At 39.1% G+C, this 19715-nt stretch carries 16 protein-coding genes; 9 read left to right on the top strand and 7 right to left on the bottom strand.

What is annotated here, in order from left to right:
• Positions 1 to 156: 156 nt before the first annotated feature.
• From O2942_08240 to O2942_08220, 5 genes are all read left to right on the top strand, one after another.
• A complete protein-coding gene (locus O2942_08240) occupies positions 157 to 1596 on the top strand; it encodes a hypothetical protein (protein MDA0782236.1) in 1440 nt (479 codons plus the stop codon).
• A 95-nt stretch (positions 1597 to 1691) separates the two neighbouring features.
• Positions 1692 to 2384, top strand: a complete 693-nt coding sequence (locus O2942_08235) for a helix-turn-helix domain-containing protein (protein ID MDA0782235.1) — start codon at positions 1692 to 1694, stop codon at positions 2382 to 2384.
• A 175-nt stretch (positions 2385 to 2559) separates the two neighbouring features.
• A complete protein-coding gene (locus tag O2942_08230; GenBank protein ID MDA0782234.1) occupies positions 2560 to 2946 on the top strand; it encodes a TrbC/VirB2 family protein in 387 nt (128 codons plus the stop codon).
• A gap of 148 nt (positions 2947 to 3094) precedes the next feature.
• Positions 3095 to 5587 (top strand): ATP-binding protein, encoded by a 2493-nt coding sequence (locus O2942_08225; protein MDA0782233.1) that lies wholly within the window; start codon positions 3095 to 3097, stop codon positions 5585 to 5587.
• Entirely contained in the window at positions 5562 to 9224 is a 3663-nt protein-coding gene (locus O2942_08220) for a hypothetical protein (GenBank protein ID MDA0782232.1), read from the top strand. The genes O2942_08225 and O2942_08220 overlap by 26 nt, the downstream gene beginning before the upstream one ends.
• 251 nt (positions 9225 to 9475) lie before the next feature.
• On the opposite strand, the gene miaB is transcribed toward O2942_08220, so the two are convergent.
• On the bottom strand, positions 9476 to 10822 hold the full coding sequence (miaB, locus tag O2942_08215) for a tRNA (N6-isopentenyl adenosine(37)-C2)-methylthiotransferase MiaB (GenBank protein ID MDA0782231.1): 1347 nt from the start codon (positions 10820 to 10822) through the stop codon (positions 9476 to 9478).
• A gap of 390 nt (positions 10823 to 11212) precedes the next feature.
• Between miaB and infA the strand changes: the two genes are divergently transcribed.
• The 4 genes from infA to O2942_08195 all read left to right on the top strand — a co-directional run bounded on the left by infA (position 11213) and on the right by O2942_08195 (position 13500).
• Positions 11213 to 11479, top strand: a complete 267-nt coding sequence (gene infA, locus O2942_08210; GenBank protein MDA0782230.1) for a translation initiation factor IF-1 — start codon at positions 11213 to 11215, stop codon at positions 11477 to 11479.
• A 22-nt stretch (positions 11480 to 11501) separates the two neighbouring features.
• On the top strand, positions 11502 to 12077 hold the full coding sequence (locus O2942_08205) for a Maf family nucleotide pyrophosphatase (protein ID MDA0782229.1): 576 nt from the start codon (positions 11502 to 11504) through the stop codon (positions 12075 to 12077).
• Positions 12070 to 12228, top strand: coding sequence for a DNA gyrase inhibitor YacG (yacG, locus tag O2942_08200; protein MDA0782228.1), 159 nt, complete (start codon positions 12070 to 12072; stop codon positions 12226 to 12228). The genes O2942_08205 and yacG overlap by 8 nt, the downstream gene beginning before the upstream one ends.
• A 93-nt stretch (positions 12229 to 12321) precedes the next feature.
• The gene (locus tag O2942_08195) at positions 12322 to 13500 is read left to right on the top strand and encodes an AIM24 family protein (GenBank protein ID MDA0782227.1); all 1179 of its coding nucleotides are present in this window, start codon (positions 12322 to 12324) and stop codon (positions 13498 to 13500) included.
• A 10-nt stretch (positions 13501 to 13510) separates the two neighbouring features.
• Here the strand turns inward: O2942_08195 and O2942_08190 are convergent, their stop codons facing one another.
• The 6 genes from O2942_08190 to O2942_08165 form a co-directional block, all read right to left on the bottom strand.
• Complete coding sequence (locus tag O2942_08190) at positions 13511 to 14182, bottom strand: ATP-binding protein (GenBank protein MDA0782226.1); 672 nt, start codon at positions 14180 to 14182, stop codon at positions 13511 to 13513.
• 8 nt (positions 14183 to 14190) lie between these two features.
• Entirely contained in the window at positions 14191 to 15090 is a 900-nt protein-coding gene (locus O2942_08185; protein MDA0782225.1) for a response regulator, read from the bottom strand.
• Positions 15087 to 15488, bottom strand: coding sequence for a response regulator (locus tag O2942_08180; protein MDA0782224.1), 402 nt, complete (start codon positions 15486 to 15488; stop codon positions 15087 to 15089). Before O2942_08180 ends, O2942_08185 begins: the two co-directional genes overlap by 4 nt.
• Complete coding sequence (locus O2942_08175; protein ID MDA0782223.1) at positions 15475 to 16980, bottom strand: ATP-binding protein; 1506 nt, start codon at positions 16978 to 16980, stop codon at positions 15475 to 15477. Before O2942_08175 ends, O2942_08180 begins: the two co-directional genes overlap by 14 nt.
• A gap of 123 nt (positions 16981 to 17103) precedes the next feature.
• Entirely contained in the window at positions 17104 to 18828 is a 1725-nt protein-coding gene (locus tag O2942_08170) for an ABC transporter ATP-binding protein (GenBank protein ID MDA0782222.1), read from the bottom strand.
• A 17-nt stretch (positions 18829 to 18845) separates the two neighbouring features.
• Entirely contained in the window at positions 18846 to 19715 is an 870-nt protein-coding gene (locus O2942_08165) for a hypothetical protein (protein MDA0782221.1), read from the bottom strand.

Raw genomic sequence — 19715 nt, 5'->3', positions numbered from 1 at the left:
TAGTTGTAAAAATTTGAAGTTTTTTTAATACTATTAAGAATTTAATATTGCCTAGCATTTTACATTATATTATATATTATGATATTATATATTATGCAATTAATAACCAATGTATAAATTTCTTAAGATAATCTAACTCTAAAATTTAATAATAATATGAAAGCTGATAGTAATTTTGACGGCAGAAAGAATAAGGCACAGATATATGACGGGTATTTTGACGGTCAGTACCAAAAGCAACATAACTATAATAACGCAGATATAAGGAATCCCGATGACCCTAGGTTTTTTGGTCCGGTATTACCTAAGGATAGTGAAAATATACAGCGTACGGCCTCTAGAATACTTTCAAAGCTTGAAGGGGATACGTTCACTTTGGTGGATCACGGTAGTGGAGACGGGCGCAATTTCGGTGAAGTATTGAAAGTTGCACAAGAAGCACAAAGGCAAGGTAAGAATGTCCACTATATAGCGTATGATATAAGTTCCGGAGGGCTTGAAAAGTTTAGGCAAAGGTTAGCTGATTATAATCGGTGCAGTAAAGAAGGAAGCCGTTTTGACGGTTTGGATAATGTTAAGTTCAAAGAAATAAAAAAAGAGATAAGTGAACTCGGATATGGCGGTTATAATGCCGGTTCTGCCGTTAAGGGAAATTTGAAAGTTACATTTGTTCATAATGACGAGAATGATGAAAGAAAGCATAGTAAGAAGCTGATAGGTCCGGTGGATATGGTAATTTCCGTATTCGGGCCTCTTTCCCATATAACCAAGGAAAGTGAGCGTGTGAAGGCTCTTTCCGTTTTCAATGAAATGTTAAGGGAAGGAGGTGCTATGTATGCGACACTTCCTAGTAAAAGGCGTTTTACAAAGGAACAGGAAGCTTTCGGAATGTTAAGGGATATGAAGCGTGCTCCCGATGATGTTGTAGAAGACGATGTCGTTCTATATAAAAGACCTGACGGCACAGTGTTGCCATACAAGCTATATACCGAAAAAAGTATAAAAAGTGAGTTTGAAAAAGCCGGTTTTGAAGGAGCAACGGTCGGTATAAGCAACGCTATACATCAGGATACCTTGTTCAAGTATGCTATTCTGGCACAGGTTGAGTCATGCCTTACAAGCATTATCCCCGGGTTGCCTGCCGAGTTAGGTAATTATATGTATGTTATTGCATCTGCAGGTAAGTCAAGGGATTTGTCCAAACACTCCTCTAATGTTTCAACTCCGCCTTTAACAAGTGATTCGTCAGCGGTAAGTGTCGCTAATTCAAAATATGAGTTCGAAGGGATTCGTGATACGGTGATGTCCGGAGTTAGCAGGAACCCTTCTCACGTATCCTCTATTGAGCGCAAGTCATCAGGCTTATCTAGTGCGTCTACTCTAAGTTCTTCCGACGGTAATGAGAATGATGTTGATATTGACGGGGCTGAACATAAACGCCATCTTTCCGATGGAACGGTTGAAGGTCTGTCCACAAAGCGTAATCGTTCGGGTTCTATTAGTAAGCCGAGCATAAAATCAAAGTCGTGGTCGTCAGGTTTAGCTACGGGTGCCGAAGATTTTTTCAAAAAAGATAAAGGTCCGATAAGTAAGTAAATAAAAAGGTTTCAATTTTTGTAAATTTAAACTAACTTATTTTTATATTCGGAAGTATAGTTTAGAATTATACTAATTTTATCATTAATTAAAATATGAAAGAAGTAGGTAGCCTCTTAAAAGAAACTAGGGAAAGTCAGGGATTTAAGATCGAGCAGGCGGCTAAGGAACTGAAAGTAAGGTCTGAATATCTTGAAGTACTCGAAAGCGGTGATATATCCTCTTTATCTAATGAAATATATATATTGGGGTATCTAAAATCGTATTCCGCATGGCTTGGTCTCAACAGTAATGAGATAACAAACAGGTTCAGGTCATTAAACAATGAGCTGTCCGTTAATAAAGGTGTATCCCATGACTCTTCGTTCTTTATAAATGTTGAGGACAGAATGATATCTTCGAATAAACCTGTTTATTTGTTTTGTGTCTTACTTTTATTGATATTCTTTATATTTTATAAGGCTCCTCAGTCTGATGACCTTTCATTTGTTGAGGGGGTGGGAATAGAGCTGCATGGCATGCATAAACACCAATATGCAGGTTTTGCTTTTAAAAAAGAAGTTCACAACAAAATTATGTTAATGGCAAAAAGTGATTTGGGCATAAAGTTGAATTATTCGGATAATTTAGTTGAAAATGAGTATCTTGCATCAGGGGATGTGTACTTTCTACCTACTGATAAAAATGTCTTGATATCATCGGACAGCCCTGAGAATGTTGATGTTTTTTCTGATGATGAGCGTGGTAAATATCTGGGAACACTGCAAGATTTTTATATTTTTAACTAAAAGTCATGAAAAAAAACAAAATATTATAAGAAATATTCTTTTTGTAATAAAACTTTAATCATACGGTGCTACATTAATAGATAAGGGTAGAGATTTTCTTTAATTTATTAATTTAAATCGAGTTAATTTTTATTCGAACTGTTGAAATTTTTTTATTATTAATTGGAGGTTCTTTATGAATTTTATAACTAAAACTAAAGAGATTACCAGCTACTGTAAAGCTAGGTTTAATCTTGACAGTGGTACTTTCGGTACTACATTTACGTTTATGCTATTGGCACTTGTTGCTTTAGCACCAAATGAAGCAATGGCAGCTGATGCAGAGGGAATGGGAGCAGTTGTTTGTAACATTATCGACGAGTTACAAGGTCCTGTTGCACGTGGTGTGGCTGCATTCGGTATTATCTTCTTGGGTTTCTCGTTATTCCTTGGTAAGATAACATGGGGTGTTGCACTAGCACTTGGTATTGGTATTGCAGCGATTTTCGGTGCAGAAACAATCGTAGACGCTATGCTTGGTGACACAGGTTCAGCTTGTTCTGAGTCTAATGTTATAAGCTAATATAGTGCGATTAATATCGCAAATATTAAACGGAGGGTTTTACCCTCCGTTTTTTTATTGTACGATTGCATTAGGTGTATTATGATTTTATATACGCATAAGTTTAATTATTGCGTTATTAAAATGTGCTTTATTATTTTAGGTGAAAATGTCAGAAAAAATATTACAAAAATTATCAGAAGTACTGTCAAAAGCAATTAGTAACAGCAATAAGAAGAAAGTAGGTGCTGAACCGGTATTAGAGGTTCCGGTGCCGGATTTTATACCTTATGCATGTCATTGGAACGAAGACACTCTTTTAACTAAAAACGGCGAATTGATGCAGGTGATAAAGATCACCGGTTTTTCAAGTGAGGCTATCGGTTCTGAAAAGCTAGACCTGCGTGAAGTTATACGAGAAGCGATAAGTCAGGTAAGAAACGATGACTTTGCATTTTGGATACATACCGTAAGAAGGCTAAAGAACCTTGACCCTGGTGGTGAGTTTCCTATCGGGTTCTCCGATGATCTTAACCGTGCGTGGAAAGAAGAGCATGGCTGGAATAGGACTTATGTAAACGAAGTATATATTACTATAATAAAAACCGGTAACTCGGTAAAGCTAGCAAATAAGGCGGTTTTTATCAGATCTCTCTTCTTTGTTTTTTTGAAAAAATCACAGAATGAATATTTGAACGGTACATTAAAGGAGTTATACGAATTCGTTGATAAAATGTTGGGTGTGTTAGAGCCTTTCGGTGCTAAACGCCTTAGTATATACGAATCAAGAGGCATTTTTTATTCCGAGATACTTCAATTTTTAGCTAAGATACTAAATCTTTCCGAGTTTCCTGTAAAAGTGCCTATTAACGACATACCTTTCAGTATAAACAATAGCGGTATAGCCGTAGGCTTCAATACAATGGAGATAAGGGGCTGGCGTGGGAAAAAATTCGGTGCGATGTTCTCACTTAAGGAGTACTACGAACTTCCCGGTGAAACTATTGATGATTTTCTTCAGCTTCCTCAGGAGTTTATTATAACACAGACTCTCGACTTTATTAGAGGTAGGGTTGCTTTAAAAGAGTTTAGTCATCAAAGATTACTCCTTAATGTAAGTAAAGATGATGAACTTGCAAAATTAACGGGATTGGATGCAATCGTCAAAAGTGATCGTAAAAATGATACGGATTTTGGTGAAAGCCAGATAACTATATTGGTATTTAATGATACTATAAACGGACTAAACGAAGATATCACCGATATGTCGGACGCTCTTACATCGCTTGGTATTCTCGCTCCAAGAAGAGATTTAAGGCTTGAAGAGTGCTTTTGGGCTCAGCTTCCGGCAAATTTCAGTTACGTACAAAGACAAAAACCGATAGCAACAAGGTTGGTAGGGGGATTTGCATCTTTGTTCAATTATCCTGCCGGTAAACGTTTCGGTAACTATTGGGGACCTGCCGTTACAATGTTCCATACGGTACACCATACCCCGTTTTTCTTCAATTTCCACGTCGATGATAACGGACATACTGCTATTATAGGTCCGAGGGGAATGGGTAAAACCGTTATGACCAACTTTATGGTCTCTGAGGCAAGGAAGTTTAACGGAAGGATATTCTTTTTTGATCAGGAAGATGCATCTAAGGTCTTTATTAAGGCTATAGGGGGATACTATACCCATATAGATCCGAGTAAGGCTTCGGTCGAGTATGCTTTTAACCCGCTATATATACCCGACACACCTGAAAACAGAGAGTTTTTAAAGGAATGGTTGGCGATATTGGCGAAAGCAGGTACCGATTATATCAATGAAGAAAAAAGAGAGAGAAAAGACAGGGTGCTTTTAAAGCCCGTAAGTCAGGAAGAAAAGATACATTTCGGAAGGATAGTTGATGCCGTATATAAACTTCCTGAGGAAAGCAGAAAATTATCAACTATGGTACCGTATTTTAAAGAACTTTCAGACCTTGGGCTTGAAGATAAAATGTCTATCTGGCATGGTGAAGGTAAATATGCTCATTTATTTGATAATGATATTAATAATCTTGTAGATCTAAGCGGTAAAATATACGGCTTTGCCGTCTGCGATGTTGTAGAAGACGAAATAACATTAGGACCTGTTATGTCATACCTGTTCCATCGTATAGAGATGTTGCTGGACGGTATTCCTACTATCATAGTTCTGGATGAAGCGTGGACTCTTGTTAATAATGATATTTTTGCTCCTAAACTGGAAAACTGGTTAAACAGGTTGAGAAGTAAAAATGCTATAGTTATATTCGCGACCGAAGCTGTTCCGGACGATAAGGATAATTCTGTGACTAGCACTATCGCCAACTCTATCGCTACAAAAATTTTCTTACCGAATCCCGATGCATCTGATTTTTATCGAGCATATAAAAATGTTTGGGAGTTGTCGGAACGAGAGTATGAAGTGGTATCGAAGATAAGAGGGGAGAAGAGGCAGTTCATGTTAAAACAGGCAAAAGAACCTTCCATAGTCGTAAAGCTTGATTTAAGCGGTTTAAAAGAGGTAAAAATCTTGTCAGGGGACGATAAAACTGTTATAATGATGGAGGATGCTATTAAGGAACGAGGTGAAGACCCGAAAGAATGGTTGCCGGCGGTATATGAAAAATTGGAATCCAGATATTAGTTCGTGTCAAAAGATAATTACCTTTCTGGTAGTTTTCTCTTTTTTTACCTTGTTCGCTCAAGAGTCACACGCTTTGGAATGTTACGGTGATTTTAATCCGGGTGACCCCGAATATGACTCTATTGAGGTTCCTAAGCATACCAGAACGATAGGTTTTATAGAGCAGGGAGTCTGCGAGCCTAAGGCTGAGGAAAATACATGGTATGAACCCCGTATCCGAATTGCTTACAAGCCTTTTCGAAGGACTTTCAGAAGAAATCTCGGGCCTAATGAATGTAAGTGGATATTCGGTTTAAGGTTCTGTGCCAGAATGGCGTATCCTAAGGAAGGGGAAAATGTGCATGGAAATAGAACCGGGGAGCATTGTAGCACTTCAGATACTACTGAGGAGACGATATGTAAAGGAATGAAACCGCAATTGTGTGCCTATGTAGATCCTATGGATGGAGGGGATACTAACGGAGGATCTAGTCCGTATCATAAAAGAACTGATGTGACTACGTTATTTTCTACTACAACTGCAACAGCTACCGGAGCTGTAGTGGGTACTATACTATTGCCCGGAATCGGTACCGCATTAGGAGCCGCAATAGGCGGGTTGGTAAATGCTATAAAATCCAAGAAAAATCATTTTGTAACGGCGAATCTCGGCTGTATTGACAGACCTATGGCGGCAGGACCTCCGGTGTGGAGTAACGAACAGTGGGACAGGGTTTATTTCCCTACACCATTCCTTGATTACGATTCTCCCTCAACGTTCAGACAGCCTGCTATACGTGTTTATTTCTGCCAGATTGACAGACCCGGCGGTGTTATATCGGAGAATGTGTTATGTGAATTTATGAAAGATGCAAACGGTGAGTATTTAAGAGGTCCTAACCCTCAGAATCCCGGAGCCGGACCGTTTGACCTTACCCCTGCACCGGGTATTCGTGTTCATGCTACAAGAAGTGCGACTATTGCTCCGGGGGCTCCTGAAGATGAGGTGGTAACTTCAGGTAATATTACGGGACCGTGGCAAAGAAGATTTGAAGCGAGGATAAGTTTTGAATATCCTGATTCTATCTGTCTGTTCAAGATAAATGAGGCTAATAGAACGGCGGTCGGTCCGCCTCCGACTTATGCGACCGGACGACCTGTCGAGATATTACAGGGGTGTATCCCTAGACCCGGCTATATGCCTATGCCGAGAGTTCAGGAAGTGCCACTGGATCCTTTGACATTCGGTGAAATTGCAATAGATGCGAATCCGGATAGGGGGATTATGGGGCTTACACTCAGGGTTAGTTTTGACGGTATGCCCGGATCAATAGACTTACAATATTTAGGTGACGTTGATACCGTAGGCGGAACGGTTTCGGCGGAGGACGCTCAGCCGCTACCAAGATGTGAGTTGTTGCATCAGATACCTTTCTGTGTGGCTCCGGGACCTATTTCGAGTCCTATAGTTAATTATTCAGATACTGCCTCTATGCCTGATCCTGACGATCCTACCGCTCCCGATATAAACCCGAACGGTGCAAGATATCGTGCATGGATGTGTGTAGAGGGCTATGATACGGCTCCTCTGGTTGCCGCCTCGCCGTATGTAGAGCCTTCAGGGAATGAAGATGATGTTGTTATACCCGTATATGATGAAACCGGTCAGCCGATCTTTGAACCGCCTTTATATATTCATGAAACCTGTGTTCCGGGGGGAGCTCATTGTACGATACCTTGTACAAGAGGTGTGGATTGTATCATAAACCCGGAAGCAAAGCCGGTAACAAGACAATTGCTGTATTCTAAATTGATAAGGGGATATGATTCCGACCCGACGGATACTGTTGTAGATGATATGACATTGCCTCCGCACCCTGTTTCGGGTAATTTCCGCCCTGCCGCCGATATACCTAATAACTACGTTCCAAACGGAGTTCCTTTCGACAACCTTAACGCGTATAGTGAAATTGGTGCCGGCGGTGTGACTCTGCCGCCGCAGGTGACGCTTGAAGTGCCGTCCTATCACTATAACCCTCCGATGAGCGATGTCGGTCCTCAGGATCCGTTTATCATTACATTTGCGGCTACTCCTCCGCCGGACGTTACGCTTCCTGCGAAAAGACCCGTAGATGTAAATGACCCTTATTATATAGACGGTACTGCTAACGGTGCTATTGATGGACCGGGGCGTTTTGATTATGATAAGCCGACCACACAGGGGCCACCGGATAATGATGTGGATTTCGGATATAATCTGGGCGATATAGACGAGCTTGAGGAATATAATGAATTGCAGAAAACCGACCCTGCCATATTAAGACCTATGACACCTCTTGAACTTGGTATGTGTGCCGAGGTAACTTTAGATGTTGAAAAGAGTTATACCCTAGAAGATAAGGCTATTTTCACATTTCCGACTGAAGAAGGTTTATTAAGGGTGAATTGGGACAATGATATTAGTATAAATGAGGTAATCAGACCTCATGATCTGGTGAAGAATACTCTTGCGGAGGGTACTACGAATTTTGATGACGGTCAATTATGCAGTAAGATGTTTGTTGAAGTTTGGGGTGCAGGTGGAGGCGGAACAAGCCAACCTGACAGATCTAACGATTTTTCAGGTGGGGCAGGTGCATATATAAGTGCCGAATATGATCTTAAGGAGTTGGATCTTATAGATAAAACTCTGGAAATATCCGTGGGATTAGGAGGAAGAGTTATTTATCTTGGTGACGAAGATATAGTAGGTATTGACGGTACCAGAAGTACTTTCGGACCTAACCAGAAAATGATAATTGCCAATGGTGGAAAAGGACGATCCGCTCGTTATTTTATTGACCCGATTACAGGTGTCGGAGAGTTTCAGGAATTTGATGTAGCTACAAGTTCGTTTGTCCTTGATGATGTTGCTGTCGGTCCGGGAGATTCCGATGATTATAGCGGCGGACTATACACTGCATGTCAGGCAGGTTGTTTACACATTAATTCGATAAAAGGTCTAGATGGCACCGGACATGATACTGACTGTGCTGTGCTAGAAGGCGGATATTATTATACGGGTGAAACCGGAGATGCTACTGCAAATCAATATGTAGGTGACGGTGCTTTAAAATGTGATCATACTACGACCGGTAGTTACGCTGATGCTACCAGAGATCCGGATTTATTTATAGATCCGGCTCTTGCTATAAATGCGGCAGGCATTTTCAATCCTGAAAATCTAAACTTCAGTGAAGATGTAAATGCTATAATACCGTCCGCCGATGAGGTGGTTATTACGGATCCAATGGGAAATGTATCACAAACCAAACCGGTAGGAACGCGATATCCCGGTGTGTATCAATTTTCAACAGGCACATTGTTTAGACATCCTGCGGCAGGCGGGTGTGTAGCGGATAGGTGTGATTCAACTTGCCCTCCCGGTCTAAAACCATGTACTCTTTACCTTCCTTTCGGTGCGGGTGGACCAAGGTGTTCCAGTGCGTGGGCTGTTATCTCGGGGTGGGCATGTTTGCTTCACGGTAACTCTTCAAGACAACGTATTGCCGGTCTTGCCGCACCCGGTTCACATGGAAGGGTAAGGGTTCAGTGCATTGAATATCAGACGATAATTCCGATGGGTACGGTCAATACTACAACGATACCTACGCCATAAATTATAAGAATTATTATACTATGGATTGACTATCTATAGAAGCATCTGCAAAAGGTTGTAAAGTTGAGTTCTTTGTATCCTCTCTCCCGTGTACGGGAGAGAGTTGGAGAGAGGGCGATACATGCAGGTATAACAAACACTTGCGGGCTTCTACCCCTCACAAAAACACTTCGTGTTTTTAACTCTCCCTCAAGGGGAGAGTAGGTTTTTGACTTTTGCAGAGGCTTCATACTATGGCTTGACCATAGAAATTATTTGGAAACATTATAGAGCAACTCGCCTTTTAAACTGTTAGGACCTGCTTGTTTGATATTTACATCAATTATTTTTCCTATCAGTTCTTCGGAGCCGTTAACTATAACTGACTGCATATAAGGGCTTTTACCCGTTATCTGACCTTGTTTGTTACCTTTACCTTCAAATAGTACGGGCATTGTTTTACCCACACAGCTTTGGTTATATTCAAGCTGCTGGTTGCTTATCAGTGCCTGAAAACGCATGAGGCGTTCTTTTTTGACAGATTCTTCTAGCTGATTATCCATTTGCGCACCGGGTGTTCCCGGGCGTGGGCTGTAGCAAAAAGAGTATGCTTGCGTAAAATTCACCCTTTTTGCCAAATCCATAGTATCTTCAAAATCCTGTTCCGTCTCACCCGGAAAACCTATGATGAAGTCGGAGCTAAACTGAATATCAGGGCGTTCTTGTCTTAGGCGTTCCATAATCTTAAAATAAAATTCGCGAGTATGCTTACGATTCATGGCATTTAGTATTTTATCTGAACCGGACTGAACGGGCAGGTTTAAAAACGGCATCAACTTCGGTTCGCTCCTGTGTACGTCATATAAGTCTTCGTGCATATCACGAGGGTGAGATGTGCTGTATCTTATGCGTTCTAAGCCTTCAATCTTTGCAATATGCTTTATTAATTTTCCAAGATTCCATATTTGTCCGTCAGATGATTCGCCATGATAAGCATTTACGTTCTGCCCCAGAAGGGTTATCTCTTTAGCACCTCGTGCTACAAGCGAAACAGCCTCACGGTATATCTCGGGAACATTACGGGAGTATTCGGCACCACGAGTATATGGTACTACACAGAACGTGCAGAACTTATCGCACCCTTCCTGAATAGACAACACGGCACAGATATTTGATTGTGATGATTCTTTGGGGAGCTTGTCAAATTTATCATCTTCGAATTCAAGATTTATAAGGTGTCCGCTTTCTCTTTGTACTTTACCCACAAGATCGGGAAGTGTTTGATAAGACTGAGGGCCGACTACAACATCGACATACGGGGCACGTCGGAATATTTCGTCCCCCTCTGCCTGACCTACGCACCCTGCCACCGCAATTATCATATTCTCGCCGCAGGCTTTCTTCTTCTCTTTTGCTTTCTTGATGCGACCTAGTTCAGAGTAAACTTTTTCAGCAGCTTTTTCCCTAATATGACATGTGTTAAGGATAACCAGATCGGAACCTGCTATGCTATCTGAATTTTCATAGCCGAGATTATAGAACATATCGGTCATTTGTATCGAATCATAAACATTCATCGCACAGCCATATGTTTTAATATGTAATTTCTTCTTTGCCATCACTACACCTTTTTCAAGCAGGGAATATTTGAAAATTTCAAAAGTTTATAAAGGTCAGCACCTATAACACATAATTCCTTATTATGCAATCAGTGGGATTGTTTCATATACATATATTTTGTCATAGGCAAATCTGAAGCAAGTTCAAAAATGAAATAAAAAGGCTGTAGTAGAATTTATACAAAATATATGCTTGCCGGACGTTTCCGTATGATATTTATTGCATAATTGTTTTTTATCTTGAAAGTTTGAACTAATTAGCTATGAATACAGTGGTTGTAGTCAATTAATTCTAAATTTAGAATGAGTTTGTAATCGGCTATTAACAATTAATAATTTCAATATGGGAATTATTTTTAATAATTATAATTATTAAATTAGATAGGGTTTATGGCTAAAGAAGAGTTATTGGAATTCGATGGTACTGTTCTGGAATTACTCCCGAACGCAATGTTCCGTATAGAACTTGAAAATGGGCATGAAGTATTGGGTCATACATCGGGACGTATGCGTAAGAACCGTATAAGGGTATTAGTGGGCGACTGGGTAAAAGTGGAAATGACACCGTATGACCTTTCTAAGGGGCGTGTAATTCACAGATATAAAAGCAAACCTAGCCCTGAATCTACCGTAGAAAAAGACTCAGATGACGAGTAATAAAAAATAACATGGTAGTTTTATGCCAAAGCTAATTCTCGCATCGGCATCACCGAGGCGTAAGGATTTATTACAGCAGGTTAATATTACACCGGATATTATTGAACCTGCAGATATTGATGAGTCCCCTTTACAAAATGAAATACCCAAGCAATATGCATTACGTATGGCGATAGGTAAGGCAAAGGCAGTTTTACACAAATATAAAGATGATTTTATATTGAGTGCCGATACGGTGGTTGCGTGCGGAAGAAGGATTTTGCCAAAAGCGGAAAATGACGATCAGGTTGCACAGTGCCTTCAATTGTTATCAGGAAGGCAACATACCGTTATAAGCTGTGTTTGCCTTATATCACCTGAAGGCAGGTTATCCGATAAAGTCATTGAAACAAAAGTTAAGTTCAAAAGACTGAGTGTTAAAGAGATAAACGGATATATAGAAAGCAAAGAAGGTATCGGTAAAGCAGGGGGCTATGCGATACAGGGTATAGCAGGCGGGTTTGTAAAATCCCTGAACGGCTCTTACTCATCTGTTGTAGGTCTGCCTTTATACGAAACACTTTCAATGCTGGAAGGAACGGGGTACAACAATGGCTAAATGTCCTATATGCAAAAAACCATCGGCTGAAAAATATAAACCTTTTTGTTCAAAACGTTGTGCTGATGTTGATTTGGGTAAGTGGTTAAATGAATCTTATGCAGTAGAGGACGATGAACCCGTGTTAGATGAGGAATCATTAGAAAGTTAGTTTGCAACTGCTAATAATTAATAAACGGTTGATACACTATAATTGTTTGTATTATAATTCTATCTTAAATCGGTAATTTAAAGGGGGATTAGTATGATTGATGATGATTTGCCGCCGGCATTAAGACGAGGTCCGAAGATGTTGCAGAAGAATCTCAATTCTCCGCATAGCTCTACAAAACCGGCAACTACCAAACAGACACCTTCACCTACAGAATCAAGAACAACGCCTGATAACACTTCTTCTGGGAAAGATAATTCGGTTCATCTTACACCGGCTCAGATAGCTCAGAAAATGATGGAGGAAGAGGCTGCAAAGGGCAGGGGCGGTTCTTATGAAAATACAGGTGGTCAAGGCGATTCGGAGCATCACCCTAAACCTGCCGAGATAGCTCAAAAAATGATGGAGGGGGAAGAAACCTTAAGTAATAAAGCAGGTTCGGGCGATGATACTATAGCAAGGGGAGTTTCGGTTCCTCCTCTTAGAGAAAACGCACCAAATAATACCGTATCAAATTCGGCTAATAATTTTAGGGATTTTGATTATATAGTACATAATAACGATACTCAATTTGTTGAAATTATCCTGAAACCAAGTCGGGAACTAATCTATCAGAAAGATACTGTTATGACCTTTGATAACGGTATTGAGTTCGTTACCGAAGTTAGTTCTCATAAAATGGCTCCGCAGGGATTGATAGGTAAGATGGTAAGTACCGGTATGGCAATGGCATCTCATAGCAAAGTTTTTGTAAAAAAATGTAAAAACACCTCGTTTAAACCAAAGCATGTATTATTTTCAGGCAACTTTCCGGGTAATATAGCGGTCATCAATTTAGGGCAGTACCGGAGTATTCTTTGTAGGGAGAACACTCTTTTGTGTGCCTCTGCATCTGTCGTATTTACTAAAGCAGACTCCAAGGAAAACGGTGATTGTAAAAAAGTTGACGGTTTAAAGTTGTTAAAACTGGAAGGGGACGGTCTTGTTTTTTTATGGTTTGGTGGCGGTGTCTATAAAAGAACTCTTGCACAGGGAGAAACCATAAACGCTTTCCAGACATATGTTATGGCAAGGCAGTCAACGGTGAATATAACACTGAGTACCGTAATAGAAAGCGGTTTTGCAAAAGTTATTGAAAGCTACACGGGACCGGGGGATATATGGATACAATCTAATTCATTAGGTAATTTTAAAGATAATATAGTTTCAAGTACGATGCTGGCAGCTAAAACTTTAGTGGCTAGCGAAAGAAAGAAAGATAAGAAGAAGTAGAAACGGTGTTTTACAACGGAATTGTAAAATAAAAATCAGTACCGCTGCTTCCGTCAGATTCAAACCATATCTTACCGTTATGATTCTCAATTATTTTTTTACAAAATGCAAGACCTGCTCCATAACCTGTGTTGCCGTGTTCTTCATCTAATTTTTGGAAAAGGGCGAATACGTACTTTCTATAAAAATGTTCAATTCCTATTCCGTTATCAGAGAACTTGAATAGCCAGAACTGACCTTCCTTTTTACAGCTTATATGTAATTTTGGTTCATTGTTGTCATTGTAGCATACGGAGTTTTTTATAAGTGATAAAAAAACTATCTTTAAATGCGGTTTGAAAGCATTTACTTCAGGTAGTTTATCATTTGTAATCGTAGCTTTGTGTTCTTTAATATATGCTGATAATTCGTCGAGGGATTCGCTTAATACCTCATTGCAGTCAACTTTTGACAATGTTTCGTTGAATTTTAACAGGTGCGAATATTCACGAAGTAAGGTTATTATTTCAATTACCTTTGTTATAGATTCTTTGGCACTGTGTATATCCTGATTTTCTTCTAAGTCGGATAATGCCTGACGCAACGGATCTTTTATGTCATGGGAAGCTATATGTGCCATTAGCTCTATGTCGTCGGAAAGTGATTCTATTTTTGATTTGTAATAAGAAATATTATCATTCATAATTTTTTTTACTTTAAATTATCTTCAATATATTTTCGTATTATGTCTTTAACTTTGTATATCTTGGCAGGCTTGGTTATGTAGTCGTCCATATCCGATTGCAGCCATAGTTTATCTTCTATCTCATTACTATATTCGGGCATGCCTATTATAAGTGACCTTTTTAGTTTATTTTCCTTTTCGTATTTACGGATTCTTTTTGTAGCCGTATAGCCGCTTATATCGTCCATTGCAGAATCCATGAATATAATATTGAAATTACCTTGTTTATATATTTCTACGGCTTCCTCACCGTTATTTGCGGTTTTTATATTGCAACCCATTTTAGCAAATACGTTCTTCGCCTTGAACCTGTTTGAGGGATAGTCATCAACAAATAATATGGATAAATTAGAAATTTGTTCCCTTATCATATCTTCGTAAAGCTTTAATTTATGCTCCTCTATTTTTTTGTTATTCTCAATTTCCTGCTCTTCAAAAAATTCTTGAGTGTTTTCTCTGTGGAAACGCTCATTTTCGGATTTTTTTTCAAGCTCCGCTTTGAATGTTTTATACATATCCATGCAGTCCAATACCTTTTTATAGGTAAAAGGTTTTGATATATAACCTTTTGCACCCAATCTCTTTGCCTGTTCAACATCTTTCTTTATATTGCTTTTTGTAAGCATTACTATAAATGCTTCAGGGTTATAAGCTACCATCTCCGGTAAGATATCCAGACCGCTCCTGTCCGGTAATCCTATGTCAAGAAGTGTTATATCGGGGATTTGCTCCTTGAACTTGGTCAGACCCTCATTTGCGTCTTTAGCCGTTATCCTGTCCGTATTGTCAAAAACATCAAATGCCAGATCCCTGAACATCTTGTTATCTTCTATAATTAAAACGGTAGGATCTTTTTCCTTTGTCATTTTTTATCCCTGATATATTTAATTAACATATCTTCTATATTCTTTCCCTTTATGGGCTTGCTTATATAATCATTCATGCCTGCATCAAGGCACTTTTCCTTATCTCCTGCCATAGCGCTTGCCGTTATTGCTATTATTACGGTTTTGGAGTTGCCGTTACCTGATTTACGTATTTCCTTTGTTGCTTTGTAACCGTCCATATTGGGCATCTGAACGTCCATGAAAATTACATCATATTCATTATCGTTACATAATTTTACGGCTTCTATGCCGTCTTCGGCGGAATCAACCATACATTCCATCATTTCGAGCATTTCCTGAGTAAGTTCAAGATTGATAGGATAATCATCTGCTACCAGCACTTTTGTACCTGGAAATTTCTCATTAATTTTTTGCATACGCCCTCTCCTTTTGAGGATTAGTTGAATTTTTGGTTTTTACAGTATTCATAGGTATCTTGAACCAGAACAGAGACCCCTTGCCTAAACGGCTCTTTACACCTATCTGTCCCCCCATTAGCTCTACAAGCTGCTTACATATTGCCAGCCCGAGACCCGTACCGCCGAATTTACGTGTTGTAGATGCATCTGCCTGAGCGAACTTATCAAAAATATTCTTCTGCTTTTTAGTAGAAATACCTACGCCCGTATCTTTTACCTCAAATAGTAATGTTTCTTTTGTATTTAAGGTTCGTTTCTTTGTTATGGTCAGGGTTACAGTGCCTTTTTCGGTGAATTTAAGGGAGTTGCCTATCAGGTTGGTTATTATCTGCCTTAATCTGGTCGGATCGCCCGTATAATCGTTCAAGATGTTTTTCGTGTAATTTACTTTTAGCTTTATGCCTTTTTCATCATATAAAGGTTGAAACATATTTTCACAGTTTTTGACAAGCTCCGTTAAATTGAATTTGGCATTTTCAAGTTTGAGTGCATTTGCCTCAATTTTGGAGAAATCAAGGATATCATTGATAATTTCAAGCAAAGTTTCGCCCGAATTATATATCTGGTTTGCATAACGTTCCTGCTTTGCATTTAATTGCGTGTTTAGCATTAGCTCCGTCAAGCCTATTATGCCGTTGAGCGGTGTTCTTATTTCGTGGCTCATATTGGCAAGGAATATGGTCTTTGCGTAGTTGGCACGCTCCGCTTCCAGTCGTGCTTTTTGAGTTTCGTAATTTGCCCATTCAAGCTTTTCGGTGTATTTGTGGAAAGCCCTGCCTTGCATTCTTTTATCTGAAATATCGTAAATAATTGCCACATATTCTTTTTTCTCGGCGGTCTTTGCTTCATTTACGGTCATATCAATAGGGAACTTGCGTCCGTTTTTTTTCTTTGCGAATATTTTTCTTAGGGTGTTTTTGTCTATAACCCCTTGCTCTTCATTATATATATTGGGTATAAGGAAATTTATGTTTCGACCTATAACCTCATCTTTCTTGTAGCCGAACATGTTCTCGGAAGCCGGATTGAAGATGTTTATTATCCCTTTTTCATCAGTCCTGACAACTCCTTCTACAACACTATCTAATACCATCTGCGATTCGCTTTCATTTAGCTTGATTCGCTGCCTGTCCTTTTTTCTTTTATCTATCTGCTTTTGCATTTCTTTGAATAGGTTTTGCTCGTCCATGATAAGCCTTCTTATCATTCGTTTTGAGATATTAAGTTCGGTTCTTATAAGCTCTTTTTCATGCTCAAGACGGAGATATATAAAGATGACATATGATGAAAAGCACATCGGGATTGTGGTCAGAACCCATAAGAACGGGTGATAATTTGTATTAAATATAAGTATTAAAGTAGTTGTTATTAGGCATATAACCGATACCATAACAGCAATAATGCCGTTTCTCGATAATGTTGAAATGTCGCTTATGTATAGTTTGCCCATTTTAATCAAGCTCTCCCAACAGAATATTATAAAATACGCTTCTTAATATATTATTAATTTAGGGGGCACTTATTCAACTAATTGTTGTGATTAAAGCAAACGCAGGGTGTGACGTAAATGAATTTAGAATTTTTGTATATGTAGTTTGCCTTCACTTAATCTATAAACCTCATCGGTTATTGAAATAAGTTTCGGTTGATGTGATATGGCTATTATCGTTACTTCCTCGGATATTTCCTTTAAAGTGTTACATATTTTTTCTTCGGTTTGAGGGTCTAGAGCCGTAGTTGCCTCATCTAAAACCAGAACTTGGGGATTGTTGTATAACGCCCTTGCGATTCCTATTCTTTGACGCTGTCCGCCGGATAATTTAGTTCCCTGTTCGCCTACCGTCGTATCCAAACCTTCGGGCAATGACCTGACCTTATCGGCAAGCTGGGCTTTATCCAGACAGTTCCATATCAGCTCATCGTCTATATCTTCATCTGCTACACCTAGTGCGACATTACGTTTTATCGTATCATCGGTAAGATATACGGCTTGCGGCATATAGCTGATATGTTTGTGCCATTGTTTTAGATTTTCCGATATATTAACTCCGTCTACTAAAACCGAACCTTTATTGACGGGAAGCAGTCCTAGTATTATGTCAACTAAAGTTGATTTTCCTTCACCTGACGGACCTATAATACCGATGGAAGAACCCTTTTTTACGGTAAGGCTAAGACCGTCAATCACATTGCGGTTTGTATCGGGATAAGCAAATGATATGTTATCCAGCTTTATCTCACTTGCGAATTTTATGGTTTTGTCTGATGCGGTTGAATTGTCATAATCTTTAGCATTCAGGTCTTCATGCAGATTGTTCAGTGTTTTTAAATAATAACGTACCTTGGTAGCAGATGATGTTATCCTGTTTATAGAAGGCATTAACCTAAATGCCGCCATAGCGAAAAGCGATAGGGTAGGAATAAAATTACCGCCCTCATTTATCAATATAACCATGATTATAACCAACATAATTACACCGAAGCTTTCGATTATTACACGTGGTAGCTGAATTACGGTTTCATAAAAAGTCTGCGTCTTTATCATTTGTGAGGCATGTTCTTTGAAGCTGTCTTCAAAGAACTTTTTGCGTCCCAAAACGGTTATTTCCTTCATGCTGCCTAGGCTTTGGGTTACCCACTGTATCATCTTTTGGCGGTGATACCGGCGTGACTCGCCTAAGCTCTTTAACGGATTTCTTAAAATAATATAGAATATGCTTGCCGAAAGTAAAATTACGCCGACGGCACAAAGGGTTGCTAAAGGGGCAATATATAGAAGCAATGCCATGATGCATATAGTTACCAAAGCATCGGATAATATGAAAAATATAGGCTTTATAAGCCCTGCAAACAGCAATGTTGACTCTATGGTTATGTTGTTAACCAATTCGGCGGTATTGCGTTCTACATAGCGTAAATATGGCATTGAGAGGTATTTTTTGAGCAGGTTTACCCCCACATTTGCCTCTGATTTGGCTAAGAATACACTTTGCCGGTAAATTATAAACCCTAAGAATATATTTTTAGCCAGATAAAATAAAATTAAACCGCCGCTGCATATCAACATGAACTGTTTATATGATTCGGCTCCCGACATGGCATATATTCGAGCAGCAAATTCGTTGTTATGAACAATTTCAGGTTTATCAAGCAACGCAATGAAAGGCATTATCAGCCCTACACCTGCCATTTCCAGTATGGCAGCGATAACCATGGATAGGAATAATAAAAATAACCCGAATTTTTCCTTTGAAGAAAAAACATCTAATGTTTTTGATAAGGTGCTTTGTTTCTTCATTAATCCTTTATCCTAGCCTAGCCGGGTATTTTGAAAGGAGTATCTGATGATTCCAACCTGAATTCCAGAATGTCCCTATAATTCCCTTTGATCGGAACACCTGCTCTATGCAGACATTGAGTGACGTTTACAAAGCCTGCCGTACCTGATTTGCCGGTAAGTTTGTTTAAATACCTACTATCCTCAAGTTCGGAACAAGGCATATTATAATTAAATCTGTCCCTATATCCTTTTTTAAGAATTTCTGATGTGCGTTCTTTATTAAGGAAATGAAGTGGTCCGTGATCATCGGTAACATCTGATAGTACAAGAAAGAATTTCAATGTATCGGTAGGATGCCCGTCCACATGCCATAGAATTGAGTATGGTTGTAGCGGGTATATCTCATCAAGATGTTCTTGCGATATATGACGTGTTTGCCACATTTCACAAGAATGAAGACGGAAATGTGATTGGTAATATTGCTCTACAAAGCCGATGAATTCATCAGTGAAAAGCTTATAACCGCTAGGAACCGATTCTAGTGCGTTTATTATACGTGAACGATATGTTCCATCTTCTTCCGGAACAATTTGGGCATACTGATTGCTAAACTCACTATGTTTAGGGGCGTGTATGACTTTATTATATTCGGCATATATTTCGTCAATTATTTCTTTTTTAAAACCGTACGGATATATTCCGCATCCATCATTAACGAGTTGTTTTGCCTCTTCAGATTGACTTATGTTCGCATTACATGCTTTTTTATTATTGTTCCAACGGTGACTGCCGATTAAATTGTCACTCAAATTTGCTATATTGCCATATACTTTTTGACCTATTTTGCGGTTTATAGGGGTTACAATCTTGCCCGGTAGTCTTCTTATAAAAGAACGTTGTTGCAT

This window comes from Pseudomonadota bacterium (genome assembly GCA_027620075.1).
Classification (GTDB): domain Bacteria; phylum Pseudomonadota; class Alphaproteobacteria; order Rickettsiales; family UBA6187; genus 1-14-0-20-39-49.
Note: the sequence above shows the minus strand (reverse complement) of the source record. Positions and strands in the feature narration are given on the sequence as shown.